This window comes from Burkholderia sp. LAS2, from assembly GCF_018417615.1.
GTDB classification, from domain to species: domain Bacteria; phylum Pseudomonadota; class Gammaproteobacteria; order Burkholderiales; family Burkholderiaceae; genus Burkholderia; species Burkholderia sola.
Genome location: NZ_CP071052.1, coordinates 559,246 through 583,451 on the forward strand (window position 1 = coordinate 559,246; position 24,206 = coordinate 583,451).

The following is a 24,206-nucleotide window of genomic DNA, read 5'->3' on the forward strand; positions in this document are numbered from 1 at the left end:
CGCACTATGCTGAACATGCGCGCGGCATCGCGCCGCGCGGTACACAACAAGCAGGAAGGAGACACGCCGTGAGTACTCAACGCACGCTCGAGGGCGAATTCGACTACGTGATCGTCGGCGCGGGCACCGCGGGTTGCGTGCTCGCGAACCGCCTGACCGAGGATCCCGACATCAGCGTGCTGCTGCTCGAGGCGGGCGGCAAGGACGACTATCACTGGATCCATATCCCGGTCGGCTATCTGTACTGCATCGGCAACCCGCGCACCGACTGGCTGTACAAGACGCAGCCCGAAGCGGCGCTGAACGGCCGCGCGCTGTCGTATCCGCGCGGCCGCGTGCTCGGCGGCTGCTCGTCGATCAACGGGATGATCTACATGCGCGGCCAGCGCGAGGATTACGACAACTGGGCGCAGGAAACCGGCGACGCCGGCTGGTCGTGGGACAGCGTGCTGCCGATCTTCAAGCGCAGCGAGGATCACCATGCGGGCACGAGCGATGCGCACGGCGCGGGTGGCTACTGGCGCGTCGAGAAACAGCGGCTGCGCTGGGAGATCCTCGAATCGTTCGCGCAGGCCGCGCAGCAGACGGGCATTCCCGCCACCGACGATTTCAACCGCGGCGACAATGCCGGGGTCGGCTATTTCGAAGTGAACCAGAAGCGCGGCGTGCGCTGGAATACGTCGAAGGCGTTCCTGCGGCCCGCGATGGCGCGCCCGAACCTGACCGTGATCACCGGCGCGCATGCGCAGCGCGTGATCTTCGACGGTCGGCGCGCGGTCGGCGTCGAATATCACGGCGGCGGCACCGACTACGTCGCGCGGGCGCGCGTGGAAGTGCTGCTGACGTCGGGCGCGGTGAATTCGCCGCAACTGCTCGAACTGTCGGGTGTCGGCGATGGCCGGCGGCTGCAGGCGCTCGGCATTGACGTCGTGCAGGATCTGCCGGGCGTCGGCGAAAACCTGCAGGATCATCTGCAATTGCGGATGGCGTTTCGCGTCGACGGCGTGCGCACGCTCAACACGCTGTCCGCGCATTGGTGGGGCAAGCTGATGATCGGCGCCGAATATGCGCTGCTGCAGCGCGGGCCGATGTCGATGGCGCCGTCGCAGCTCGGCGCGTTCGCGAAATCGGATCCGGACGATCTCGCGCTCACGCGCCCCGATCTCCAATACCACGTGCAGCCGCTGTCGCTCGAACGCTTCGGCGAGCCGCTGCACGGCTTCAACGCGTTTACGGCGTCGGTCTGCCATTTGCGGCCGACCTCGCGCGGCAGCGTGCACGTCACGAGCGCCGATCCAGGCAGCGCACCGACGATCGCGCCGAACTATCTGTCGACCGATCACGATCGTCACGTCGCCGCGAACGCGCTGCGCCTCACGCGCCGGATCGCGTCCGCGCCGGCGCTCGCGCGCTATCGCCCCGAGGAAATCCTGCCGGGCCCGCGGTACCAGACCGAGGCCGAACTGATCGACGCGGCCGGCGTCGTCGGCACGACGATCTTCCATCCGGTCGGCACGTGCCGGATGGGGCGTGCGGACGACGCGCGCGCGGTGGTCGATAGCCGGCTGCGCGTGCGCGGCATCGCGGGGTTGCGGATCGTCGACGCGTCGGTGATGCCGTTCATCACGTCGGGCAACACCAATTCGCCGACGCTGATGATCGCCGAGCGCGCGAGCGACATGATTCGTGCCGACCGCCGTGCGGCGCGCGAAACGACGTCGGTGCGCACCGAGGCCGCGGTGACGGCGGCATGAAGGCTCGCTGACCCGCGCGCCAGCGGGCCGTCATGCGAACGCCCGCTGATTCGCTATGCGAAACAAGCTGCCGGCGCGTCCGCTCTAACGGCAAGATCCGTGCAAGCCGCGCCGTCGCGCGGTTTTTTATCGGGCGCGCGTGTGCCAGATCCTGCGGCAGGTCAACGCGTGATGATGCACGTGTCAAAAAAGCGTGGTGAATAACCGTGCGCCGTCGCATCCGATATGGCGGCCACCCCTATAAGTGCAAATCCCGATGATTGCACTGCACCAACGGCGCGACAATGTTCTGTAATGTGCATACGCGTCGGCGCGGGAGACCACCCTCGAGGCGTACCACGGCGCCCGGGGGCAGCCCGCTGATCCGCTGACCTGTTCGCGGCCGCTTGCGCCAGGCTTCCCGGTGCTTCGCCTGACTTCGTACGGAAGGGAACATGATTCTCGGCGACACGATTCTGGAAACACGCGGACTGACGAAGGAATTCAGGGGCTTCACCGCCGTGAACGGCGTCAACCTGCGTGTGCGCCGCGGCGCGATCCACGCATTGATCGGGCCGAACGGCGCGGGCAAGACCACCTGTTTCAACCTCCTCACCAAATTTCTGACGCCGACGGCCGGCCAGATCGTCTTCAACGGCATCGACATCTCCGACGAGCGGCCCGCGCAGGTCGCGCGGCGCGGCATCATCCGCTCGTTCCAGATATCGGCCGTGTTCCCGCACCTGACCGCGCTGCAGAACGTGCGCATCGGCCTGCAACGCGCGCTCGGCACCGAATTCCATTTCTGGCGCAGCGAACGCACGCTGAAGCGGCTCGACGATCGCGCGATGGACCTGCTCACGCAGGTCGGCCTCACCGATTTCGCGCACGTGCCGACCGTCGAGCTGGCCTACGGCCGCAAGCGCGCGCTCGAGATCGCGACGACGCTCGCGATGGAGCCCGAACTGATGCTGCTCGACGAGCCCACGCAGGGGATGGGCCACGAGGACGTCGACCGCGTGACCGCGCTGATCAAGAAGGTCGCGAGCGGCCGCACGATCCTGATGGTCGAGCACAACATGAACGTGATCGCGGGGATCTCCGACACGATCACCGTCCTGCAACGCGGCGAGGTGCTGGCCGAAGGCTCGTACGCGGAAGTGTCGAAGAATCCGCTCGTCATCGAAGCCTACATGGGCAGCGCCGACGCGGCGCTCGCGGGGGCGCACGCATGAAGCACAGCGAACGGGAGGAACGCGAATTGAGCGGCGTCGAGAGCGGTACGCCTGCGCTGGAAATCACGGGCCTGGAGGCCTGGTACGGGGAATCCCACATATTGCACGGCGTCGACCTGACCGTGCATCGCGGCGAGGTCGTCACGCTGCTCGGCCGCAACGGCGCGGGCCGCACGACGACGCTGCGCGCGATCATGGGCCTCACGGGCCGCCGCAGCGGGTCGATCAAGGTCGCCGGCCACGAGACGATCGGCCTCGCGACGCATCGCATCGCGCATTACGGCATCGGCTATTGCCCGGAGGAGCGCGGGATCTTCTCGAGCCTGTCGTGCGAGGAGAACCTGATGCTGCCGCCGCTGATCGGGCCGCGCGAGCATTCGATGTCGCTCGACGAGATCTACGCGATGTTCCCGAACCTCGCGTCGCGCCGGCAGAGCCAAGGCACGCGGCTGTCCGGCGGCGAGCAGCAGATGCTCGCGGTCGCGCGAATTTTGCGCACCGGCGCGAACCTGCTGCTGCTCGACGAGATCTCCGAAGGCCTCGCGCCGGTGATCGTCCAGGCGCTCGCGCGGATGATCGTCGCGCTGAAGGCGCGCGGCTACACGATCGTGATGGTCGAACAGAATTTCCGCTTCGCCGCGCCGCTCGCCGACCGCTTCTACGTGATGGAGCACGGCAGCATCGTCGAGCATTTCCGCGCGTCCGAACTGGAAGGCAAGATGCCGACCCTGCACGACCTGCTCGGAGTATGACGCCGCCTCGTTTCCGTTGCCGCTAGCCGTGGCGGCCCTCGAATAACCACAACGCATCAGAACAACAGGAGACGTCAATGAAAATGAAGACCCTCGCACAGGCCTGTCTCGCGCTCGCGACCGCCGCACTCACCGCTGGCGCCGCGCATGCCGCGGATAGCGTGAAGATCGGTTTCGTCACCGACATGTCGGGGCTGTATGCGGACATCGACGGCCAGGGCGGTCTCGAGGCGATCCGCATGGCGGTCGCCGACTTCGGCGGCAAGGTGCTCGGCAAGCCGATCGAGGTCGTGTACGCGGATCACCAGAACAAGGCGGACATCGCCGCGTCGAAGGCGCGCGAATGGATCGACCGCGGCGGGCTCGACCTGCTCGTCGGCGGCACGAATTCGGGGACGGCGCTGGCGATGGCCAAGCTGGCCGCGGAGAAGAAGAAGGTCTACATCAACATCGGCGCGGGCGCGGACACGCTGACGAACGAGGAGTGCACGCCGTACACGGTGCACTATGCGTACGACACGATGGCGCTCGCGAAAGGCACCGGCTCGGCGGTGGTGAAGCAGGGCGGCAAGACGTGGTTCTTCCTGACCGCCGACTACGCGTTCGGCAAGGCGCTCGAGAAGAACACGTCGGACGTCGTGAAGGCGAGCGGCGGACAGGTGCTGGGGGCGGTGCGGCATCCGCTGTCCGCGTCGGATTTCTCGTCGTTCCTGCTGCAGGCGCAATCGTCGAAGGCGCAGATCCTCGGTCTCGCGAACGCGGGCGGCGACACGATCAACTCGATCAAGGCCGCGAAGGAATTCGGCATCACGAAGACGATGAAGCTCGCCGGGCTGCTGATGTTCATCAACGACGTGCACAGCCTCGGCCTCGAGACGACGCAGGGCCTCGTGCTGACCGACAGCTGGTACTGGAACCGCGACGCGGCGTCGCGCCAGTGGGCGCAGCGCTACTTCGGCAAGATGAAGAAGATGCCGTCGAGCCTGCAGGCGGCCGACTACTCGTCGGTGACGACCTACCTGAAGGCCGTGCAGGCCGCCGGGACGACCGATTCCGACAAGGTGATGGCCGAGCTGAAGAAGATCAAGATCAGCGACTTCTACGCGAAGGGCTACATCCGTCAGGACGGCAGCATGATCCACGACATGTACCTGATGGAAGTGAAGAAGCCGTCGGAATCGAAGGAGCCGTGGGACTACTACAAGGTGCTCGCGACGATTCCGGGCGAACAGGCGTTCGGCACCAAGCAGGAAACGCGCTGCGCGCTGTGGAAGTAAGCATCGGATAGCGGCGCGCACGGGCGCGCCGCACGGTGGCGGTGGCAGCGACGTGCCCGCTGCGCCGCCCGCGTGCGCGCGGCTGCAAAGTTGCGTACGCAACGAAACTCATTCTGACGGCTAAGTCGATGGAAATCTTTGGCATTCCGTTGCCGGCGATGCTGAGCCAGTTGCTGCTCGGGCTCGTCAACGGCTCGTTCTATGCGATCCTGAGCCTCGGGCTCGCGGTGATCTTCGGGCTGCTCAACGTGATCAACTTCGCGCACGGCGCGCTGTTCATGCTGGGCGCGATGCTCGCGTGGATGGGGCTGTCGTATTTCGCGCTGCCGTACTGGGCGATGCTCGTGCTGGCGCCATTGATCGTCGGCGCGTTCGGGATCGCGATCGAACGCTCGATGCTGCGCTGGCTGTACAAGCTCGATCACCTGTACGGGCTGCTGCTCACGTTCGGCCTCACGCTCGTCGTCGAAGGCGTGTTCCGCTCGATCTACGGCGCATCCGGCCAACCGTACGACGTGCCGTCGCAGCTGTCCGGCGCGACCAACCTCGGCTTCATGTTCCTGCCGAACTATCGCGCGTGGGTCGTCGTCGCGTCGCTCGCGGTGTGCCTGGCGACGTGGTTCGTGATCGAGAAGACGCGCCTCGGCGCGTACCTGCGCGCGGGCACCGAGAACCCGAAGCTCGTCGAGGCGTTCGGCGTGAACGTGCCGATGATGATCACGCTCACCTACGGCTTCGGCGTCGCGCTCGCCGCGTTCGCGGGCGTGCTGGCCGCGCCGGTGATCCAGGTGTCGCCGCTGATGGGCCAGCCGATGATCATCACCGTGTTCGCGGTGGTCGTGATCGGCGGGATGGGCTCGATCCTCGGCTCGATCGTCACGGGCCTGCTGCTCGGCGTGATCGAGGGCTTCACGCGCGTGTTCTATCCCGAAGCGTCGGCCACCGTCGTGTTCGTGATCATGGCGATCGTGCTGCTGTTCCGCCCGGCGGGCCTCTTCGGCAAGGAAAAATGATGCAGAGAAAAGTGCTCTACGGCGTGCTGCTCGCCGCACTGCTCGCCGCGCCGTTCATCGGCGCGTATCCGGTGTTCGTGATGAAGGTGCTCGCGTTCGCGCTGTTCGCGGCCGCGTTCAACCTGCTGATCGGCTATACGGGGCTGCTGTCGTTCGGCCATGCGATGTTCCTCGCGACGGCCGGCTATGCGACCGGCTATTCGATGCAGACGCTCGGTTTCACGCCGGAGCTCGGCGTGCTGACCGGCACCGTCGCCGCGACGCTGCTCGGGCTCGTCGTCGGGCTGTTCGCGATCCGCCGGCAGGGCATCTACTTCGCGATGATCACGCTCGCGTTCGCGCAGATGGTCTACTTCATCTATCTGCAGGCGCCGTTCACGCACGGCGAGGACGGCCTGCAGGGCGTGCCGCGCGGCCGCCTGTTCGGGCTGCTCGACCTGTCGAACGACGTCACGCTGTACTACGTCGTGCTGGCGGCGGTCGTGGCCGCGTGCGCGTTCATCGTGCGGGTCGTCCATTCGCCGTTCGGCCAGGTGCTCGTCGCGATCAAGGAGAACGAAGCGCGCGCGATCTCGCTCGGCTACGACACCGATCGCTTCAAGCTGCTCGCGTTCATCCTGTCGGCCGCGCTCGCGGGGCTGGCCGGCTCGCTGAAGGTGCTCGTGCTCGGCTTCGAGACGCTGTCGGATGCGTACTGGACGATGTCGGGCCTCGTCGTGCTGATGACGCTCGTCGGCGGGATGGGCACGCTGTTCGGGCCGCTGCTCGGCGCCGCGCTGATCGTCGCGCTGGAAGACCGGCTCGGCGACATCGGCGAATGGCTCGCGTCGACGACGGGCGTCGCGTGGTTCCATTCGCTCGGCGAATCGACGACGATCGTCACTGGGCTGATCTTCATCGCATGCGTGCTGGCGTTCCGGCGCGGCATCGTCGGTGAGATGGTCGCGCGTATCAAGCCGCTCAGGGCGTCGTCGTGAGCATGCGGTGCGCGTCGCCCGCGTTGATGCGAAGCACCATCCGGCGCGGCCGGGAAGGGCGTCACCGCGGGCTCGGGCCGTCGCCGCGCGGCCGGCTGGTGCCCCATTTTCGTGCGGCAATGCACCATAGGGGTAAATGCTAAGTTGTCGTGGTGCTTAAGCCTCTTTAAGATTCACTTCAGTTCTGATGCACCGCGAAACGAATTTGCAGGTGGAGAACGAGGAGACAATCGAGGCACAAAGTGCCCGGACCCCAAAGCGCTGTTGGACGGAATCCAACAGCGCTTTTTCATTTGCGTGCACGAATTCCCTCGATGGTGCATCGGCCCGCATGCCAGCCGATGATGCCGCTTTCCGCGTTTGCGTCCGCACCGCGTCTTTTCCGCGCTTTGCCGCGTTGCCCGTTTTTCCGTTTCCCGCGATCCGTTCGCCGACGATGCGCAATCCTGCACAGGCGCTTCGGGCTTACCCGGTTGGCGGGCGCGAAAGGCGTCCGTTACACTCGGCTTTCGCCGACCGTGCGGTCGGGAAAATCGGTCGGCAGTTCTCCTACAAGCACAATGCAGAACAGGGAGTACGGTTGGATGAGCAGCGCAGCACGGTGGTTCGGGGCAGGAGACGCGGCGGACGCCGTTCGTTCGTCATGGGGTGCCCGATGGGTCATCGAGGCATTTCCGAGCCGTTCCGAGGCCTGTATGCGCGTCCCGGCGCCGGCGCGGGTCGTTGCGCTCGCATCCGTCTCTGCATCCGTATGCGCAATCGCATGAGCGGCCGGCTTTCCGGGGTTTCATCGCTTGCCGTGCGTGCCGACCATCGATGCGCGCGCAACGAGCTTGCGCACGCTCCCGCATTTCTTCGCTTTCTTCATCCTGACGACACCGCTGCTGCGCACCGTGACGGTCGGACGGCCGTTTCAATCGGCGCGCGGCGCGTGGCGGCGTGTCGCGGGAAAACGAGCATGGGCGCGGATGGGTGGGATAATTAAGATATTAACTTGTTTGAGGACCGGGAGCCGCCCGAGCAACCGTGGTTTTTTCGAGCAGCGTTTGGAGACAACGTAAATGAAGATGAATCGATGGATGGAGGCCCTGCTTGCCGCGGGCCTCGTGTGTGCGGCGGCCACGGCGTCGGCGCAGGTGAAGATCGGCGTGACGCTGTCGGCCACCGGGCCCGCCGCGTCGCTCGGGATTCCGGAAAAGAACACGATCGCGCTGCTGCCGAAGGAGATCGCGGGCAAGAGCGTGCAGTACATCGTGCTGGACGACGCGTCCGACACGAGCCGTGCGGTGCAGAACGTGCGCAAGCTGATCGACGAGGACCACGTCGACGCGATCATCGGCTCGTCCGTCACGCCGAACTCGCTCGCGATGCTCGATCCGGTGTCGCAGGGCAAGACGCCGACGATCTCGCTCGCGGCGAGCGCGCAGATCATCGCGCCGATGGACGCGAAGCGCGCGTGGATGTTCAAGGTGCCGCAGAACGACCAGCTGATGGCCGACGCGATCGCCGGCTACATGGCGAAGCATGGCGTGAAGACGGTCGGCTTCATCGGCTTCGCCGACGCGTACGGCGACAGCTGGTACAAGACGTTCGACGCGGCGGCCGCGAAGAACGGGCTGAAGCTCGTGTCGAACGAACGCTATAACCGGACCGACGCGTCGGTGATGGGGCAGGTGCTGAAGCTGCTGGGGTCGAACCCGGATGCGGTGCTGATCGCCGGCTCCGGCACGCCGGCGGCGCTGCCGGCCAAGACGCTGAAGGAGCGCGGCTACAAGGGCAAGGTCTACCAGACGCACGGCGTCGCGAATAACGATTTCCTGCGCGTGTGCGGCAAGGATTGCGAAGGCGAGATCCTGCCGGCTGGCCCGGTGCTCGTGACCGACCAGCTGCCCGATTCGAATCCGGTGAAGAAGCCGGCGCTCGGCTACAAGGCCGCGTACGAGAAGGCTTACGGCGCGGGTTCGCTGTCGACTTTCGGCGGCCATGCGTGGGATGCGGGCCTGCTGCTGCAGCGCGCGATCCCGGACGCGCTGAAGAAGGGCCAGCCGGGCACCGAGGCGTTCCGCGAAGCGCTGCGCGCGTCGCTCGAAAGCGTGAAGGACCTGCCCGTCTCGCACGGCGTGATCAACATGACGGCGACGGATCACAACGGCTTCGACACACGTGCGCGCGTGATGGTGCAGATCGTCGACGGCAAGTGGAAGTTGCAGGCCGAGTAAGCGTCACGTGAAACCGGCGTGCGCGGCGCGAACGGCGCCGTGCACGCCGTCGGCAGGGCGGCGCGCGTCACGGCCGCATCCGTGCCGCCTGGAACGGCCGGGGCCCGCCGTGCGCCCCGGCCGTTTCCGCCTTTCGTTTCTCCGCAGCATTCTCTCGATACACGAAACGTATGGATCTCTCGATTGCGGCGATCCTCGCGCAAGACGGCATCACGACCGGCGCCATTTATGCATTGTTGTCGCTGGCGCTCGTGCTGGTGTTTTCCGTCACGCGGGTGATCTTCATTCCCCAGGGCGAATTCGTCGCCTACGGTGCGCTGACGCTGGCCGCGTTGCAGGCGCAGAAATTTCCCGCCACCTGCTGGCTGCTGTTCGTGATGGGCGTCGCATGCTTCCTGCTCGAAGCCGGCGGCCTGATCCGGCATCGCGAACGCCGCCATCCGCTCGGCCGCACGCTCGCGACGCTCGGCAGCCGCTACATCCTGCTGCCGCTCGCGGTGTTCGCAATCACGCGCAGCTTCGCCGCGCAGCCGATGCCGATGCTCGCGCAGATCGCGCTGACGCTCGCGATCGTCGTGCCGATGGGGCCGTTCGTCTACCGGCTCGTGTACCAGCCGATCGCCGAAGGCACGACGCTGCTGCTGCTGATCGTGTCGGTCGCCGTCCATTTCGCGATGGTCGGCCTCGGCCTCGTGATGTTCGGCGCGGAAGGCTCGCGTACCAACGGGTTCTCGGACGCGTCGCTCGCGATCGGCAGCATGACGGTGTCGATGCAGAGCATCCTGGTCGTCGTCACGGCGCTCGTGCTGATCGGCGCGCTGTATGTGTACTTCGGCCGCACGATCGCCGGCAAGGCGCTGCGCGCGACGTCGGTGAACCGGCTCGGTGCGCGGCTCGTCGGCATCGGCACGACCGAAGCCGGGCGGCTCGCGTTCACGTTCGCGGCGGGGCTCGGCGTGTTGTCCGGGATCCTCGTCGGCCCGCTGACGACGATCTACTACGACTCTGGCTTCCTGATCGGGCTGAAGGGCTTCGTCGGCGCGATCATCGGCGGGCTCGTCAGCTATCCGCTCGCGGCCGCCGGCTCGCTGCTCGTCGGCGTGCTCGAATCGTATTCGTCGTTCTGGGCGAGCGCCTACAAGGAGGTGATCGTGTTCACGCTGATCATTCCGGTGCTGCTGTGGCGGAGCTTCGCGACGCCGCATGCGGAAGAGGAAGAGGAGTGACGCGATGAAGACGATGGTACGCAACAAGACCTTCTGGCTGTTTCTCGTGGTGCTGTTCGCGCTGCCGGTGCTGCCCGGCGCGCTGCAGGTGCCCGAATACTGGATCACGCTGCTGAACTACATCGGCCTGTATGCGATCGTCGCGATCGGGCTCGTGCTGCTGACGGGCGTCGGCGGGATGACGAGCTTCGGACAGGCCGCGTTCGTCGGCATCGGCGCGTATGCGACCGCGTTCCTGACGACGCGCTACGGCGTATCGCCGTGGCTCGCGCTGATCGTCGGCGTTGTGCTGACGGCGCTCGTCGCGCTCGTGCTCGGCGCGGTGACGATGCGGCTGTCCGGGCACTTCCTGCCGCTCGGCACGATCGCGTGGGGCCTCGCGCTGTTCTACCTGTTCGGCAACCTCGAACTGCTCGGCAAGTACGACGGGATCAACGGGATTCCGGCGCTGAACCTGTTCGGCATCGTGCTCGACAGCGGCCGCAGCCTGTACTTCCTGATCTGGGCCGTGGTGCTGGCCGCGATCGTGTCGGTGCAGAACCTGCTCAACAGCCGGCCCGGCCGCGCGATCCGCGCGCTGCGCGGCGGCGGCGTGATGGCCGAGGCGATGGGCGTGAACACCGCGTGGATGCGCGTCGTGATCTTCGTCTACGCGGCCGTGCTCGCGGCGGTATCGGGCTTCCTGTACGCACACCTGCAGCGCGCGGTGAACCCGACGCCGTTCGGTCTGAACCACGGGATCGAATTCCTGTTCATGGCTGTGGTGGGCGGCGTGTCGCACGTATGGGGCGCGGTGCTCGGCGCGGCGATCCTGACCGTGCTGCAGGACTATCTGCAGACGCTGCTGCCGAAACTGCTCGGCTCGGAAGGCAACTTCGAGATCATCGTGTTCGGCGTGCTGATGGTGCTGCTGCTGCAGTACGCGCGCCAGGGCGTATGGCCGTTCGTCGCGAGACTGTTCCCGCGCGGGCCCCGTGCGCACGTGCCCGAGCAGGCCGATCCGCTGCCGCAGCGCGCGAAGCCCGTGGCCGGCGAGCCGCTGCTCGTCGTCGACACCGCACGCAAGCAGTTCGGCGGGCTCGTGGCCGTGAACGACGTCAGCTTCGACGTGAAAGCGGGGCAGATCATCGGGTTGATCGGCCCGAACGGCGCGGGCAAGTCGACCACGTTCAACCTCGTGACCGGCGTGCTGAAGCCGACCGGCGGCGCGATCACGTTCCGCGGCGAGCGCATCGACGGGCTGACGTCGCGCCAGATCGTCCGCCGCGGCATCGGTCGCACGTTCCAGCACGTGAAGCTGCTGCCGACGATGACGGTGCTCGAGAACGTCGCGATCGGCGCGCATCTGCGCGGTCATACCGGCGTGTGGCGCAGCATTGCGCGGCTCAATGCGCACGAGGAAGCGCAGTTGCTGGCCGAAGCCGCGCGCCAGATCCGGCGTGTCGGGCTCGAAGCGCACATGTACGACGACGCGGGGAGCCTCGCGCTTGGTCAGCAGCGGATTCTCGAAATCGCGCGGGCGCTGTGCTGCGATCCGACGCTGCTGTTGCTCGACGAGCCGGCGGCGGGGCTGCGTTACCAGGAGAAGCAGCAACTCGCCGACCTGCTGCGGCGGCTGAAGGCGGAAGGAATGAGCGTGTTGCTCGTGGAACATGACATGGATTTCGTGATGAACCTCACCGACCGGTTGGTGGTGATGGAATTCGGCACGCGGATCGCGGAAGGGCTGCCGCAGGACGTGCAGCAGGACCCGGCCGTGCTCGAAGCGTATCTGGGCGGGGTGGAGTGATGACGGACACGACGATGCCGATTCTCGACGTACGCGGGCTGGCGGTGCGGTACGGGAAGGTGGAGGCGCTGCACGGTGCGGCAATCAAGGTGGGGGCGGGGCAGATCGTCAGCGTGATTGGCCCGAACGGCGCCGGTAAATCGACGCTGCTGAACGCGATCATGGGGGCGCTCCCGGTAACGGGGCACGCGTCGGGCGCGGTCGTGTATCGCGGTACCGACGTCAGCGTGTTGCCGGTCGAGCAGCGCGTCGCGCGTGGAATGTGCCTCGTACCGGAAAAGCGCGAGCTGTTCAGCACGATGACGGTCGAGGACAACCTCGTGCTCGGCGCGTATCGGCGCAAGCAGGCGGGGGAATCGAACTTCCTCGATCAGCTCGATCACGTGTTCGCGCTGTTTCCGCGGCTGAAGGAGCGGCGCCGGCAGGCGGCCGGCACGCTGTCCGGCGGCGAGCGGCAGATGCTGGCAGTCGGCCGCGCGCTGATGGGCAAGCCCGACCTGCTGATGCTCGACGAACCGAGCCTCGGGCTGGCGCCGCTGATCGTGAAGGAGATCTTTCATATCATCAGCGCGTTGCGCGGCACCGGCGTGGCGACGCTGCTGATCGAGCAGAATGCACGGGCGGCGCTGCAGATCTCCGACTATGGCTATGTGCTGGAGACGGGCGAGTTTGCGCTGGAAGGGCCGGCGGCCGAGCTTGCGCAGAATCCGCGTGTGATCGAGACGTATCTTGGGTTGGCGAAGAAGACGGCTTGATTGCCGGTGCGGTGGACGGGAAACGGGCGGCGTGTTTCACGTGAAACACGCCGTTTTTGTTTGTGAGCCGGGTGCAGTTTTCGCGTCCACGGTTCAAGGCCGGGGATAAGTCGTGCGGGAACAGTGGGAAGCGCTGTGCGGTGCCGCGCAGGCTGGTTCCACAGGTCGACCATGCTGCACTTCAGTGGACAAGTGCCGGGACAACCGGCGGAAATGCTGTGTGGCGGAGGGCGCACGGCCACGGGTTCGAAGTGTTGCGCTGGCCACAGACATCGGGGAGTTCGGGGTTCCGTACATGCTTTGCACAGGCCCGAAGATGTGCGTTGAATCGCTCACCGACAACGCTGAGACAGCCCCGGCGCGGCAAATTTGCGTGTTCCCGACTAAAAAATCGCCGAAATGCACAGACCCTACCATTCGGACGGCCTTCGGGCGAAAAGCGAACCCGCTATAATTCGGCCCATACATTTCTCAGATAGGTTCGTACGCAGTTCCGCGTACGGAATCCACCATGCTTTTTCCCACAGAATTTGACGTCATCGTCGTCGGTGGCGGCCATGCCGGCACGGAAGCCGCGCTGGCGTCCGCCCGTATGGGCGCAAAGACACTGCTGCTGACCCACAACATCGAAACGCTTGGGCAGATGAGCTGCAATCCGTCGATCGGCGGCATTGGCAAGGGCCATCTGGTCAAGGAAGTCGACGCGTTGGGCGGCGCAATGGCCGCCGCGACGGACGAAAGCGGTATTCAGTTCCGGATCCTCAATTCGTCGAAGGGGCCGGCTGTGCGCGCGACGCGTGCGCAGGCCGATCGCATCCTGTACAAGGCCGCGATCCGCCACCGGCTCGAAAATCAGCCGAACCTGTGGCTGTTCCAGCAGGCCGTCGACGATCTGATGGTCGAAGGCGACCGCGTGGTCGGCGCCGTCACGCAGATCGGCATCCGCTTCCGCGCTCGCGCGGTCGTGCTGACGGCCGGTACGTTCCTCGACGGCAAGATCCACGTCGGCCTGAACAACTACACGGGCGGTCGCGCGGGCGATCCGGCGGCCGTGTCGCTGTCGTCGCGCCTGAAGGAGCTGAAGCTGCCGCAGGGCCGGCTGAAGACCGGTACGCCGCCGCGTATCGACGGCCGCACGATCGACTTCTCGAAGCTCGACGAGCAGCCGGGCGACCTTGATCCGATTCCCGTGTTCTCGTTCCTGGGCCGCGCGGAGCAGCATCCGCAGCAGCTGCCGTGCTGGGTCACGCACACGAACGAGCGCACGCACGACATCATTCGCGGCGGTCTCGACCGTTCGCCTATGTATACAGGCGTGATCGAAGGCGTCGGGCCGCGCTATTGCCCGTCGATCGAGGACAAGATCCACCGGTTCGCATCGAAGGAATCGCACCAGATCTTCCTCGAGCCGGAAGGGCTGACGACCAACGAGTTCTACCCGAACGGGATCTCGACGAGCCTGCCGTTCGACGTGCAGCTCGAGCTCGTGCATTCGATGCGCGGCCTCGAGAATGCGCACATCCTGCGCCCCGGTTACGCGATCGAGTACGACTATTTCGACCCGCGTGCGTTGAAAGCGTCGCTCGAGACGAAGGCGATCAACGGACTGTTCTTTGCGGGTCAGATCAACGGGACGACCGGCTACGAAGAAGCGGCTGCGCAGGGTCTGCTGGCTGGTCTCAATGCGGGCCGCTACGTGCAGGAAAAGGATGCGTGGTGCCCGCGTCGCGACCAGGCATATCTGGGCGTGCTGGTCGACGATCTCGTCACGCGCGGCGTGGCGGAGCCGTACCGGATGTTCACGAGCCGGGCCGAGTATCGCCTGAGCCTGCGCGAAGACAACGCCGACATGCGCCTGACCGAGATCGGCCGCGAGCTTGGGCTGGTGGACGATGCACGTTGGGATGCCTTCAGCCGGAAGCGCGACGCTGTTTCACGTGAAACCGAACGCCTGAAGTCGACGTGGGTTACGCCGAAGACGCTGCCTGCCGAAGAGGCGACCGCGCTGCTCGGCAAGGCGATCGACCACGAATACAGCCTCGCCGAGCTGCTGCGCCGCCCCGGCGTGAGCTACGACGGCGTGTGCGGGCTGAAGGGCGGCGAGTGCGGCCCTGCGGAGCCGTTGACCGACGATTCGGTGCTGCTCGAGCAGATCAAGGAGCAGGTCGAGATCGGTATCAAGTATCAGGGCTATATCGAGCGCCAGGCGTCGGAGATCGAGCGCAACGACGCGAACGAAAACACGCGCCTGCCGGACGGTATCGATTATCGCGAGGTTCGCGGCCTGTCGTTCGAGGTGAGCCAGAAGCTCAACGAGTTCCGGCCGGAAACGATCGGGCAGGCGTCCCGCATCTCGGGCGTCACGCCGGCGGCAATCTCGCTGCTGATGGTGCATCTGAAGCGTCGCGGCCTGGGCCGCCGTAATGGTACGGCCGCAGAGGCCGCCGCGGCCGCGGAGCAGGGGGACGGCACTGTCCCGACGCAACAATGACGGCGCGTCGCGCGCCGGCGGTTAATCGGGACGTACTGGAGGGGATGCTCGTCGAAGGCACGGCGGCGCTCGACCTCACGCTGACGGATACGCAGCGCAACCAGCTGCTGGACTACGTCGCGCTACTCGGCAAGTGGAATGCGGTCTACAACCTGACCGCGATCCGCGACCCGAAGCAGATGCTGATCCAGCACATCCTCGATTCGCTTTCGATCGTCCCGCATCTGCGCGGCCGTACGTCGGCGCGCGTGCTCGACGTCGGCTCGGGCGGCGGGCTGCCCGGTATCGTGCTGGCGACCGTCGAGCCGGGCTGGCAGGTCACGCTGAACGACATCGTGCAGAAGAAATCGGCGTTCCAGACGCAGATGCGCGCGGAACTGAAGCTCGCGAACCTGTCGGTCGTGACCGGCCGGGTCGAATCGCTGCAGCCGGGTGTCGAAGTCCCGAAAAAATTCGACATGATCGTATCCCGCGCTTTCGCGGACCTGTCCGACTTCGTTAAACTTGCTCGACATCTGGTTGCGCCGGGCGGATCGATCTGGGCGATGAAGGGCGTTCATCCGGACGACGAGATTGCGCGGTTGCCGGAAGGCAGCCGCGTGAAGCAGACGATCCGGCTGGCGGTGCCGATGCTCGATGCGGAGCGGCATCTGTTCGAAGTGGCTGTCGACGACGCGAATTGAAGGCGCGCGGTAGCGCGCCGTTTGTTTGAAGGTAAAGGGAACACACCAACGATGGCAAAGATCTTCTGCGTTGCGAACCAGAAGGGGGGCGTCGGCAAGACGACGACATCGGTCAATCTCGCCGCAAGCCTTGCAGCGCAGGAGCAACGAGTCCTGTTGATCGATCTCGACCCGCAGGGCAACGCGACGATGGGCAGCGGGATCGACAAGGCCGCCTGCGAAGCGACCGTGTACGAAGTGCTGGTCGACGGCGTGTCGGTCACCGACGCGCGCGTGCGTCCGGAAGGCGTCACCTACGACGTGCTTCCCGCGAACCGCGAGCTGTCCGGCGCCGAGATCGAACTGATCAGCATCGACAACCGCGAGCGTCGCCTGAAGGCCGCGCTCGAGCACGTGGCCGACGACTACGATTTCGTGCTGATTGATTGCCCGCCGACGCTGTCGCTGCTGACGCTGAACGGCCTGTGCGCGGCGCATGGCGTCGTGATTCCGATGCAGTGCGAGTACTTTGCGCTGGAAGGGTTGTCGGACCTCGTCAACACGATCAAGCAGGTTCACGCGAACATGAACCGCGACCTGAAGATCATCGGCTTGCTGCGCGTGATGTTCGATCCGCGCATCACGCTGCAGCAGCAAGTCTCCGATCAACTGAAAGCGCACTTCGGCGACAAGGTGTTCGACGCGGTGATTCCGCGCAACGTGCGCCTCGCCGAAGCGCCGAGTTACGGGTTGCCGGGCGTCGTGTTCGATCGCAGCTCGCGTGGTGCGCAGGCGTATATCCAGTTCGGTGCCGAGATGATCGAGCGCGTGCGCGCGTTCGAGGTGTCGTGATCCGGACATGAGCGAAGCGAGGAAGAAAGACATGAACGCGGTACCAAAGAAGAAGGGCTTGGGACGTGGCCTCGAAGCGCTGCTCGGCGGCAGCGCCGATATCACCGAAGCGGTGAAGATCGAAGGCGCACCGAACACGCTCGCGCTCGGCAAGCTGCAAGCCGGCAAGTACCAGCCGCGCACGCGGATGGACGAGGGCAGCCTGCAGGAACTCGCGGCAAGCATTCGCGCGCAGGGCGTGATGCAGCCGATCCTGGTACGGCCCATTTCGTCAGACAAATACGAGATCATCGCGGGCGAGCGGCGGTTCCGCGCGGCGCGCCTGGCCGGCCTCGATGAAGTGCCGGTGCTCGTGAAGGACGTATCCGATCAGGCTGCCGCCGCGATGGCGCTGATCGAGAACATCCAGCGCGAGGACCTGAATCCGCTCGAAGAGGCGCACGGCATCCAGCGTCTGCTCGACGAGTTCGGTTTCACGCACGAACAGGCGGCCGAATCGGTCGGCCGTTCGCGCAGCGCGGTGTCGAACCTGTTGCGCCTGCTGAACCTCGCGTCGCCGGTGCAGACGATGCTGCTGGCCGGCGATCTCGACATGGGGCACGCACGGGCGCTGCTCGCGGTCGATGCGGCCACGCAGATCACGCTCGCGCATCAGGTGGTCAACAAGCGCATGTCGGTGCGCGAGACCGAGAAGCTCGTCTCGCACACGACGAAGGAAGCCCCGGCCGTGAAGGCGCGTGCGAAGGACGATGGCGGTCGCGATACGCGTCGCCTCGAAGAGGAGTTGTCCGACCTGCTCGCGTCGACGGTGAAGATCAAGCTCGGCCGCCGCGGGCGAGGGCAGGTGCTGATCGACTTCGGCAACCTCGATGCACTCGAGGGCATTCTCGCGCGACTGCGCGGCAACGTCGCAACAGAAGAATAACGGGGCAGGTATGCAGGAAACGGGCGCACCGCCGCCGCGCCGGTGGCTCGGCTGGCTTGCGCAGGAACCGGTACTATCGGTGCTCGCGCTGGGGCTGATCGTGCTGCAATGGGTGCGTCCGCAACCATTTTCGGTACTCGCCGATCGCGTCGACTGGCAGACGGTCGCGACGCTCGCGGGCCTGCTGATGTTGACGAAGGCGCTCGAGCTGTCCGGCTGCCTGATGTGGCTCGCGCATCGCATCGTGCATCACGTGCATTCCGAGCGCGGGCTCGCGATGTTGCTCGTCGGCTTCGCCGCGGTATTGTCGATGTGGCTCACCAACGACGTCGCGCTGTTCGTCGTCGTGCCGTTGATGGTGTCGCTGCGCGCGCTGACGCCGCTGCCGTTCCGGCGGCTTGTGATCGTCGTCGCGCTGGCGGTCAATGCGGGGTCCGTCGCGACGCCGCTCGGCAATCCGCAGAATCTTTTCCTGTGGCAATTGAGCGGCGTGTCGTTCGGCCGCTTCGTGGTCACGCTCGGGCCGCTCGCCGTCGCGCTAATGGCGCTGCTGCTCGTGCTGACCGCGTTGATGTTCCGCGCGAAGCCGCTCGACCTGTCCGGCGACGCCGCGGCCTTTCCCGTACAACGCATGCACGCGCTGATCGCGGCGGTGCTGTTCGCCGCATTCGTGCTGCTCGCCGATGCGCATCATCCGCTGCCGGGCCTCGTCGGGGTCGCGATCGTGCTGCTCGCCGTCAAACGCGACGCAGTCCTGAAGATCGACTGGCTGCTGCTGCTGATCTTCGTGCTGATGTTCGTCGTGCTGCGCAGCGCGGCCGCGCTGCCCGTCGTGCACGACGCGATCGCGCACGCGCAACTCGATTCGCCGCTGCGCGTCTATGCCGCCGGCGCCGTGCTGTCGCAGGTGATCAGCAACGTGCCGGCCGCGATCCTGCTCTCGGAGTTCACGCGCGACTGGCGCGCGCTTGCCTTCGGCGTATCGGTCGGTGGCTTCGGTTTCGCGATCGGTTCGCTCGCGAACCTGATCGCGGTGCGTCTCGCGAAGGAGCCGCGCATGTGGCTGCCGTTCCACGTCGTGTCGATTCCGTTCGCGCTGGTGAGCGCGGCGCTCGGCGCGTGGCTGCTCATGCACGGTTGAGCGAGGCCGGTGCGTGCGGCGCAGGTGTGCCGTTCGGGTCGGGGGCAGGGCGCACAGCGTCCATCGTGATCGAGCATTGTGGATAAGTGTTGCAATCCACAGTCGAACATCTGTGGCGGCGCGACAACTGACTGGATGAATCGATGCGCGAACATCCGGTCGAATTTCTCGCGTCGCGCGCGCTGTTCGGTTCTCGCGCGTGGCTGATTCGGGCGCGTCGCGCCGAGTCGTTTCCAATGGCTGCATTGCAGCGAATTCCGTGCGGCGATCGCACCGCTTCCGCCTGACCCGCCCCGCGCATCGTTTCCCCGCCATTTACCCCCGTCACCGGAGTTTTTTGCGCACGAAATACCGGTGCAGGAAACCGACCTTACAACTGTCATCGTACGTCGTCGAATCGGGCGTTTTTTCACATCATGAGGCGTCGTTTTATGCAGGTTTTTGTCGCGTCTAAAGCCTTGAATCACTTGCAACTATCGCTTACAATCGCCCGGATTTGTTAGCTAGGCACCCCTGAAAGCTTTCAGAAAGCTTGGGGTCGGGTTCAAGGATTTCAGCGGAAGATTGCGATGGCGGGTCAGGCGCCGGACGACAGGCACGATGATCAGCGCACGCAACGCACCGTTTCGGCGGCCGGCGAGCGGCGTGAATCCGACGACGACTGGGATGTCGAGCAGCAAGATAACAACATCGTTCCGCTGACGCGGGCCGAGGCCGAAAGGCTGTTTGGCCCGAACGTGAGCAAGCCCTCGCGCGTGACCCCCTACAAGGTGGTGTTCGCGCAAGTGGTCCTGTCCCTGGTTGCAACGCTGGCGTGGTGGCTGTTTTCGAAGTCGCCGGGCGCCGCTGCGCAATCCGCGTTTCTGGGCGGAGCGATCGGCTGGGTGCCCAGTGCGGTATTCGTGGCACGACTGAAGGCAGGTGGCTCGGCCACCGTGATGAGCTGGGTGATGGGCGAAGCCCTGAAACTCGCTCTGACGATCGGGATGTTCACCGCGGTGGCGTTCGGCTGGGCCGGCGTGCACTGGGTGCCGTTCCTCGTCACGTACCTCGTCGTGCTGAAGACGTACTGGATCGCGCTGGCCTGGCGGTAAGGAACAAGCAGCGTGCGGTTTCGACAACGAACCGCACCGGCCCGTTCCCGCAATAGCGTGTTGCGGAACGGGGCAAAACGATTTTCGACAATTTGGGTGGCATTAACGATATGGCAGCTAGCGAAGGCACGCGCGGTCCGGATCCGTCCGAGTACATTGCGCACCACTTGCAGAATTTCTCCACCTCGCATCAGACGTCGATTTTCGATATTCACGTCTGGAATATCGACACGCTGTTCTGGTCGATCGTATGCGGCATCGTGACGATCGTCCTGCTGCGTCTGGCCGCCCGCAAGGCGACGTCGGGCGTGCCGGGCCGTTTCCAGTGCGCGATCGAGATGCTCGTCGAAATGGTCGAAGACCAGTCGAAGGCCATCGTCCACGGCAATCGCACCTTCATCGCGCCGCTCGCCCTCACGGTGTTCGTGTGGGTTGCGCTGATGAACTCCCTCGACTTCCTCCCGGTCGACCTGCCGGGCCGCGTGATCGGCCTGCTCGGTCTGTCGGACGTGATTTCCCACCATCGCATCGTCCCGACGGCCGACCTGAACGGCACGCTCGGCATCGCGCTCGGCGTGTTCGTCCTGATGATCTACTACAGCATCAAGATCAAGGGCGCGGGCGGCTTTGTGCATGAGCTGCTGTCGGCGCCGTTCGGCGCCCACCCGCTGCTGTGGATTCCGAACCTCGCGTTGAACATCGTCGAATACCTCGCAAAGACCGTCTCCCTCGGCATGCGGCTGTTCGGCAACATGTACGCGGGTGAGCTGTTGTTCCTGTTGATCGCCCTGCTCGGCAGTATGTGGAGCTTCGGTGGCGACGCAACGTTCCTCGGCTTCGTTGGTCATGTGATCGCGGGTAGCGTCTGGGCAATCTTCCACATCCTGATTGTTCTGTTGCAGGCATTCATTTTCATGATGCTGACGCTGGTGTATCTCGGCCAGGCGCACGACACGCACTAAGCGCGGCGTGCAACAAAGAGTCTTCGTTTTAGTTTTTTAAATCTCAGTTCCAAGTCTTTTCACAAAGGAGTGATCATGCAAGCTTACATCGCCAACATCCAGGGTCTGACCGCCATCGGTATCGGCATCATCATCGGCCTGGGTGCAATCGGCGCCTGTATCGGTATCGCGCTGATGGGTGGCAAGTACATCGAAGCCTGCGCACGTCAGCCGGAACTCATCAACCCGCTGCAAACGAAGATGTTCCTGCTGGCTGGTCTGATCGACGCTGCATTCCTGATCGGCGTTGGTGTCGCAATGCTGTTCGCGTTCGCGAACCCGCTCCTGTCGAAGCTCGCAGGCTAAGGTTCCTCGGAAATATGCGTCCGGCGCGAGCCGGCGCAGGGCGGAACGGAGACTTGGGGCGCTGATCGAATGCAACTCGATGAGCGCCTTACCGTTTCATTTTTCCGGAATAGCAGATAAGGAAACACCGTGAATCTCAACGCAACTCTGTTTGCGCAAATGGTCGTGTTCCTGGTCCTCGCGTGGTTCACGATGAAATTCGTGTGGCCGCCGTTGATCAACGCCCTCGACGAACGTTCGAAGAAGATCGCCGACGGCCTCGCCGCCGCGGAGAAGGGCAAGGCGGAACTCGACGCAGCGCACAAGCGCGTGGACCAGGAACTCGCGCAGGCCCGCAACGACGGCCAGCAGCGCATCGCCGACGCTGAAAAGCGTGCGCAGGCGGTCGCCGAGGAAATCAAGGCCAACGCCCAGGCTGAAGCCGCCCGCATCGTCGCCCAGGCGAAGGCGGAAGCAGAACAGCAAATCGTGAAGGCGCGCGAAGCGCTGCGTGGCGAAGTCGCCGCGCTGGCCGTGAAGGGCGCCGAGCAGATCCTGAAGCGCGAAGTCGATCAAACGGCCCACGCCCAACTGCTGAATCAACTGAAAGCCGAGCTCTGATCATGGCCGAACTTGCAACCATCGCCCGCCCTTACGCAGAAGCGCTGTTCCGCGTGGCCGAGGGCGGTGACATCGCCGCCTGGTCCACGCTCGTGCAAGAGCTGGCCCAGGTTGCGCGTCTGCCGGAAGTGCTGTCGGTCGCGTCGAGCCCGAAGGTGACGCGCACGCAAGTAGCCGAGCTGCTGCTTGCTGCGGTGAAGTCGCCCGTCGCGGCCGGCGCCGAAGCGAAGAACTTCGTGCAGATGCTGGTCGACAATCATCGCATCGCGCTGCTGCCGGAAATTGCCGAGCAGTTCGAGGCGCTCAAGAACGAACGTGAAGGTGCAGCCGACGCCGAGATCGTGAGCGCGTTCCCGCTGAACGGCGCGGATCTCGACAGTCTCGTCTCGGGCCTCGAACGCAAGTTCAAGCGCAAGCTGAAACCGACGGTCGAAGTCGATTCGTCGCTGATCGGCGGCGTGCGCGTGACGGTCGGCGACGAAGTGCTCGACACCTCGGTTCGCGCGCGTCTCGCATCGATGCAGGCTGCCTTGACCGCCTGAGCGCCACGCCGGCACGCAACAGAATTGACTATCAGGAGCGAATAATGCAACTCAATCCCTCTGAGATCAGCGAGCTGATCAAGAGCCGGATCCAGGGCCTTGAAGCGAGCGCAGACGTTCGCAACCAGGGCACCGTGATCTCCGTGACCGACGGTATCGTGCGTATCCACGGCCTGTCGGACGTGATGCAGGGCGAAATGCTCGAGTTTCCGGGCAACACGTTCGGTCTCGCGCTGAACCTCGAGCGCGACTCGGTCGGCGCGGTGATTCTCGGCGAATACGAACACATCTCGGAAGGCGACATCGTCAAGACGACGGGCCGCATTCTCGAAGTCCCGGTTGGTCCGGAACTCGTCGGCCGCGTGGTCGACGCGCTCGGCAACCCGATCGACGGCAAGGGCCCGGTCAACGCGAAGCTGACCGACGCGATCGAAAAGATCGCCCCGGGCGTGATCTGGCGTAAGTCGGTGTCGCAGCCGGTGCAGACGGGCATCAAGTCGATCGACGCGATGGTGCCGATCGGCCGTGGCCAGCGCGAGCTGATCATCGGCGACCGTCAGTGCGGCAAGACCGCGGTGGCGCTCGACGCGATCATCAACCAGAAGGGCAAGGACCTGATCTGTATCTACGTCGCGATCGGCCAGAAGGCTTCGTCGATCATGAACGTGGTTCGCAAGCTCGAAGAAACGGGCGCGATGGAATACACGATCGTCGTCGCCGCTTCGGCATCGGATTCGGCTGCGATGCAGTACCTGGCGCCGTACGCCGGCTGCACGATGGGCGAATACTTCCGCGACCGCGGCCAAGACGCGCTGATCATCTATGACGACTTGACCAAGCAGGCTTGGGCATACCGTCAGATCTCGCTGCTGCTGCGCCGCCCGCCGGGCCGTGAAGCGTACCCGGGCGACGTGTTCTATCTGCACTCGCGTCTGCTCGAGCGTGCGGCTCGCGTGTCGGAAGAGTACGTCGAGAAGTTCACGAACGGCGAAGTGAAGGGCAAGAGCGGCTCGCTGACGGCACTGCCGGTCATCGAAACGCAGGCTGGCGACGTGACCGCGTTCGTTCCGACGAACGTGATCTCGATTACCGACGGCCAGATCTTCCTGGAAACCGACCTGTTCAACGCAGGTATCCGCCCGGCAATCAACGCCGGCGTGTCGGTGTCGCGCGTCGGTGGCGCCGCTCAGACGAAGGTCGTGAAGAAGCTGTCGGGCGGTATCCGTACCGACCTCGCGCAGTACCGTGAACTGGCCGCATTCGCGCAGTTCGCATCGGACCTCGACGAAGCGACCCGCAAGCAGCTCGAGCGCGGCCGCCGCGTGACGGAACTGCTGAAGCAACCGCAGTACCAGCCGCTGCAGGTCTGGGAACTGGCCGTGTCGCTGTACGCCGCGAACAACGGCTACCTCGACGATCTCGACGTCAAGCAAGTGCTGTCGTTCGAGAAGGGCCTGCGCGACAACCTGAAGACCAGCCACGCTGACCTCATCAAGCGCATCGAAGACACCAAGGATCTCTCGAAGGACGACGAAGGCGCGCTGCGCGCGGCGATCGAATCCTTCAAGAAGTCCGGTGCCTATTGATCCGCGAGTGACACACCGAGGCCGTGCGGG

21 protein-coding genes are annotated in these 24,206 nt (G+C 65.1%); all 21 read left to right on the plus strand.

Features of this window, described 5'->3' with window-relative positions; genetic code table 11:
* Positions 1–68 precede the first annotated feature (68 nt).
* Complete coding sequence (locus tag JYG37_RS02645) at positions 69–1,754, plus strand: GMC family oxidoreductase (RefSeq protein WP_124631495.1); 1,686 nt, start codon at positions 69–71, stop codon at positions 1,752–1,754.
* A gap of 434 nt (positions 1,755–2,188) precedes the next feature.
* Positions 2,189–2,968 (plus strand): ABC transporter ATP-binding protein, encoded by a 780-nt coding sequence (locus JYG37_RS02650; protein WP_213345863.1) that lies wholly within the window; start codon positions 2,189–2,191, stop codon positions 2,966–2,968.
* Positions 2,965–3,720: an ABC transporter ATP-binding protein gene (locus JYG37_RS02655; protein WP_050015804.1), complete on the plus strand. Its 756-nt coding sequence runs from the start codon at positions 2,965–2,967 to the stop codon at positions 3,718–3,720. Before JYG37_RS02650 ends, JYG37_RS02655 begins: the two co-directional genes overlap by 4 nt.
* 77 nt (positions 3,721–3,797) lie before the next feature.
* Positions 3,798–4,997, plus strand: a complete 1,200-nt coding sequence (locus JYG37_RS02660) for an ABC transporter substrate-binding protein (protein ID WP_050015806.1) — start codon at positions 3,798–3,800, stop codon at positions 4,995–4,997.
* A 128-nt stretch (positions 4,998–5,125) separates the two neighbouring features.
* A complete protein-coding gene (locus JYG37_RS02665) occupies positions 5,126–6,010 on the plus strand; it encodes a branched-chain amino acid ABC transporter permease (protein ID WP_050015808.1) in 885 nt (294 codons plus the stop codon).
* Entirely contained in the window at positions 6,010–6,987 is a 978-nt protein-coding gene (locus JYG37_RS02670; RefSeq protein ID WP_213345864.1) for a branched-chain amino acid ABC transporter permease, read from the plus strand. The genes JYG37_RS02665 and JYG37_RS02670 overlap by 1 nt, the downstream gene beginning before the upstream one ends.
* Positions 6,988–8,048: 1,061 nt before the next feature.
* Positions 8,049–9,206, plus strand: a complete 1,158-nt coding sequence (locus tag JYG37_RS02675; protein WP_124594456.1) for an ABC transporter substrate-binding protein — start codon at positions 8,049–8,051, stop codon at positions 9,204–9,206.
* A 170-nt stretch (positions 9,207–9,376) separates the two neighbouring features.
* Entirely contained in the window at positions 9,377–10,432 is a 1,056-nt protein-coding gene (locus JYG37_RS02680; protein ID WP_124653714.1) for a branched-chain amino acid ABC transporter permease, read from the plus strand.
* Positions 10,433–10,436: 4 nt separating this feature from the next.
* The gene (locus JYG37_RS02685; RefSeq protein ID WP_050015816.1) at positions 10,437–12,221 is read left to right on the plus strand and encodes a branched-chain amino acid ABC transporter ATP-binding protein/permease; all 1,785 of its coding nucleotides are present in this window, start codon (positions 10,437–10,439) and stop codon (positions 12,219–12,221) included.
* A complete protein-coding gene (locus JYG37_RS02690) occupies positions 12,221–12,976 on the plus strand; it encodes an ABC transporter ATP-binding protein (RefSeq protein ID WP_050015818.1) in 756 nt (251 codons plus the stop codon). Before JYG37_RS02685 ends, JYG37_RS02690 begins: the two co-directional genes overlap by 1 nt.
* Positions 12,977–13,487: 511 nt before the next feature.
* On the plus strand, positions 13,488–15,467 hold the full coding sequence (gene mnmG, locus JYG37_RS02695) for a tRNA uridine-5-carboxymethylaminomethyl(34) synthesis enzyme MnmG (RefSeq protein ID WP_213345865.1): 1,980 nt from the start codon (positions 13,488–13,490) through the stop codon (positions 15,465–15,467).
* Positions 15,464–16,150: a 16S rRNA (guanine(527)-N(7))-methyltransferase RsmG gene (gene rsmG, locus JYG37_RS02700; protein WP_213345866.1), complete on the plus strand. Its 687-nt coding sequence runs from the start codon at positions 15,464–15,466 to the stop codon at positions 16,148–16,150. The genes mnmG and rsmG overlap by 4 nt, the downstream gene beginning before the upstream one ends.
* Positions 16,151–16,201: 51 nt before the next feature.
* Complete coding sequence (locus JYG37_RS02705; protein ID WP_050015824.1) at positions 16,202–16,981, plus strand: ParA family protein; 780 nt, start codon at positions 16,202–16,204, stop codon at positions 16,979–16,981.
* Between the two features lie 31 nt (positions 16,982–17,012).
* Entirely contained in the window at positions 17,013–17,906 is an 894-nt protein-coding gene (locus JYG37_RS02710; RefSeq protein WP_011546803.1) for a ParB/RepB/Spo0J family partition protein, read from the plus strand.
* 10 nt (positions 17,907–17,916) lie between these two features.
* The gene (locus JYG37_RS02715) at positions 17,917–19,047 is read left to right on the plus strand and encodes an SLC13 family permease (protein WP_050015826.1); all 1,131 of its coding nucleotides are present in this window, start codon (positions 17,917–17,919) and stop codon (positions 19,045–19,047) included.
* Positions 19,048–19,616: 569 nt separating this feature from the next.
* A complete protein-coding gene (locus JYG37_RS02720) occupies positions 19,617–20,141 on the plus strand; it encodes an ATP synthase subunit I (RefSeq protein WP_213345867.1) in 525 nt (174 codons plus the stop codon).
* Positions 20,142–20,251: 110 nt separating this feature from the next.
* Complete coding sequence (atpB, locus tag JYG37_RS02725; protein ID WP_213345868.1) at positions 20,252–21,103, plus strand: F0F1 ATP synthase subunit A; 852 nt, start codon at positions 20,252–20,254, stop codon at positions 21,101–21,103.
* A 75-nt stretch (positions 21,104–21,178) separates the two neighbouring features.
* Entirely contained in the window at positions 21,179–21,448 is a 270-nt protein-coding gene (atpE, locus tag JYG37_RS02730) for a F0F1 ATP synthase subunit C (RefSeq protein ID WP_006482730.1), read from the plus strand.
* 129 nt (positions 21,449–21,577) lie between these two features.
* The gene (locus tag JYG37_RS02735) at positions 21,578–22,048 is read left to right on the plus strand and encodes a F0F1 ATP synthase subunit B (protein WP_006477283.1); all 471 of its coding nucleotides are present in this window, start codon (positions 21,578–21,580) and stop codon (positions 22,046–22,048) included.
* Positions 22,049–22,050: 2 nt separating this feature from the next.
* Positions 22,051–22,590: a F0F1 ATP synthase subunit delta gene (locus tag JYG37_RS02740; protein WP_006477284.1), complete on the plus strand. Its 540-nt coding sequence runs from the start codon at positions 22,051–22,053 to the stop codon at positions 22,588–22,590.
* 44 nt (positions 22,591–22,634) lie between these two features.
* Positions 22,635–24,176 carry a F0F1 ATP synthase subunit alpha gene (atpA, locus tag JYG37_RS02745; protein ID WP_006756467.1) on the plus strand — a complete coding sequence of 514 codons (1,542 nt, stop codon included), beginning with the start codon at positions 22,635–22,637 and terminating at the stop codon, positions 24,174–24,176.
* Positions 24,177–24,206: the final 30 nt, after the last annotated feature.

Bases quoted from the DNA above. Each gene is read 5' to 3' on its own strand.
- JYG37_RS02720 (WP_213345867.1), top strand. From the start codon at position 19,617: ATGGCGGGTCAGGCGCCGGACGACAGGCACGATGATCAGCGCACGCAA.
- rsmG (WP_213345866.1), top strand. From the start codon at position 15,464: ATGACGGCGCGTCGCGCGCCGGCGGTTAATCGGGACGTACTGGAGGGG.
- JYG37_RS02690 (WP_050015818.1), top strand. From the start codon at position 12,221: ATGACGGACACGACGATGCCGATTCTCGACGTACGCGGGCTGGCGGTG.
- JYG37_RS02655 (WP_050015804.1), top strand. From the start codon at position 2,965: ATGAAGCACAGCGAACGGGAGGAACGCGAATTGAGCGGCGTCGAGAGC.
- JYG37_RS02650 (WP_213345863.1), top strand. From the start codon at position 2,189: ATGATTCTCGGCGACACGATTCTGGAAACACGCGGACTGACGAAGGAA.
- mnmG (WP_213345865.1), top strand. From the start codon at position 13,488: ATGCTTTTTCCCACAGAATTTGACGTCATCGTCGTCGGTGGCGGCCAT.
- atpB (WP_213345868.1), top strand. From the start codon at position 20,252: ATGGCAGCTAGCGAAGGCACGCGCGGTCCGGATCCGTCCGAGTACATT.
- JYG37_RS02705 (WP_050015824.1), top strand. From the start codon at position 16,202: ATGGCAAAGATCTTCTGCGTTGCGAACCAGAAGGGGGGCGTCGGCAAG.
- JYG37_RS02675 (WP_124594456.1), top strand. From the start codon at position 8,049: ATGAAGATGAATCGATGGATGGAGGCCCTGCTTGCCGCGGGCCTCGTG.
- atpE (WP_006482730.1), top strand. From the start codon at position 21,179: ATGCAAGCTTACATCGCCAACATCCAGGGTCTGACCGCCATCGGTATC.
- JYG37_RS02685 (WP_050015816.1), top strand. From the start codon at position 10,437: ATGAAGACGATGGTACGCAACAAGACCTTCTGGCTGTTTCTCGTGGTG.
- JYG37_RS02710 (WP_011546803.1), top strand. From the start codon at position 17,013: ATGAACGCGGTACCAAAGAAGAAGGGCTTGGGACGTGGCCTCGAAGCG.
- JYG37_RS02740 (WP_006477284.1), top strand. From the start codon at position 22,051: ATGGCCGAACTTGCAACCATCGCCCGCCCTTACGCAGAAGCGCTGTTC.
- JYG37_RS02660 (WP_050015806.1), top strand. From the start codon at position 3,798: ATGAAAATGAAGACCCTCGCACAGGCCTGTCTCGCGCTCGCGACCGCC.
- JYG37_RS02665 (WP_050015808.1), top strand. From the start codon at position 5,126: ATGGAAATCTTTGGCATTCCGTTGCCGGCGATGCTGAGCCAGTTGCTG.
- JYG37_RS02715 (WP_050015826.1), top strand. From the start codon at position 17,917: ATGCAGGAAACGGGCGCACCGCCGCCGCGCCGGTGGCTCGGCTGGCTT.
- JYG37_RS02680 (WP_124653714.1), top strand. From the start codon at position 9,377: ATGGATCTCTCGATTGCGGCGATCCTCGCGCAAGACGGCATCACGACC.
- atpA (WP_006756467.1), top strand. From the start codon at position 22,635: ATGCAACTCAATCCCTCTGAGATCAGCGAGCTGATCAAGAGCCGGATC.
- JYG37_RS02670 (WP_213345864.1), top strand. From the start codon at position 6,010: ATGCAGAGAAAAGTGCTCTACGGCGTGCTGCTCGCCGCACTGCTCGCC.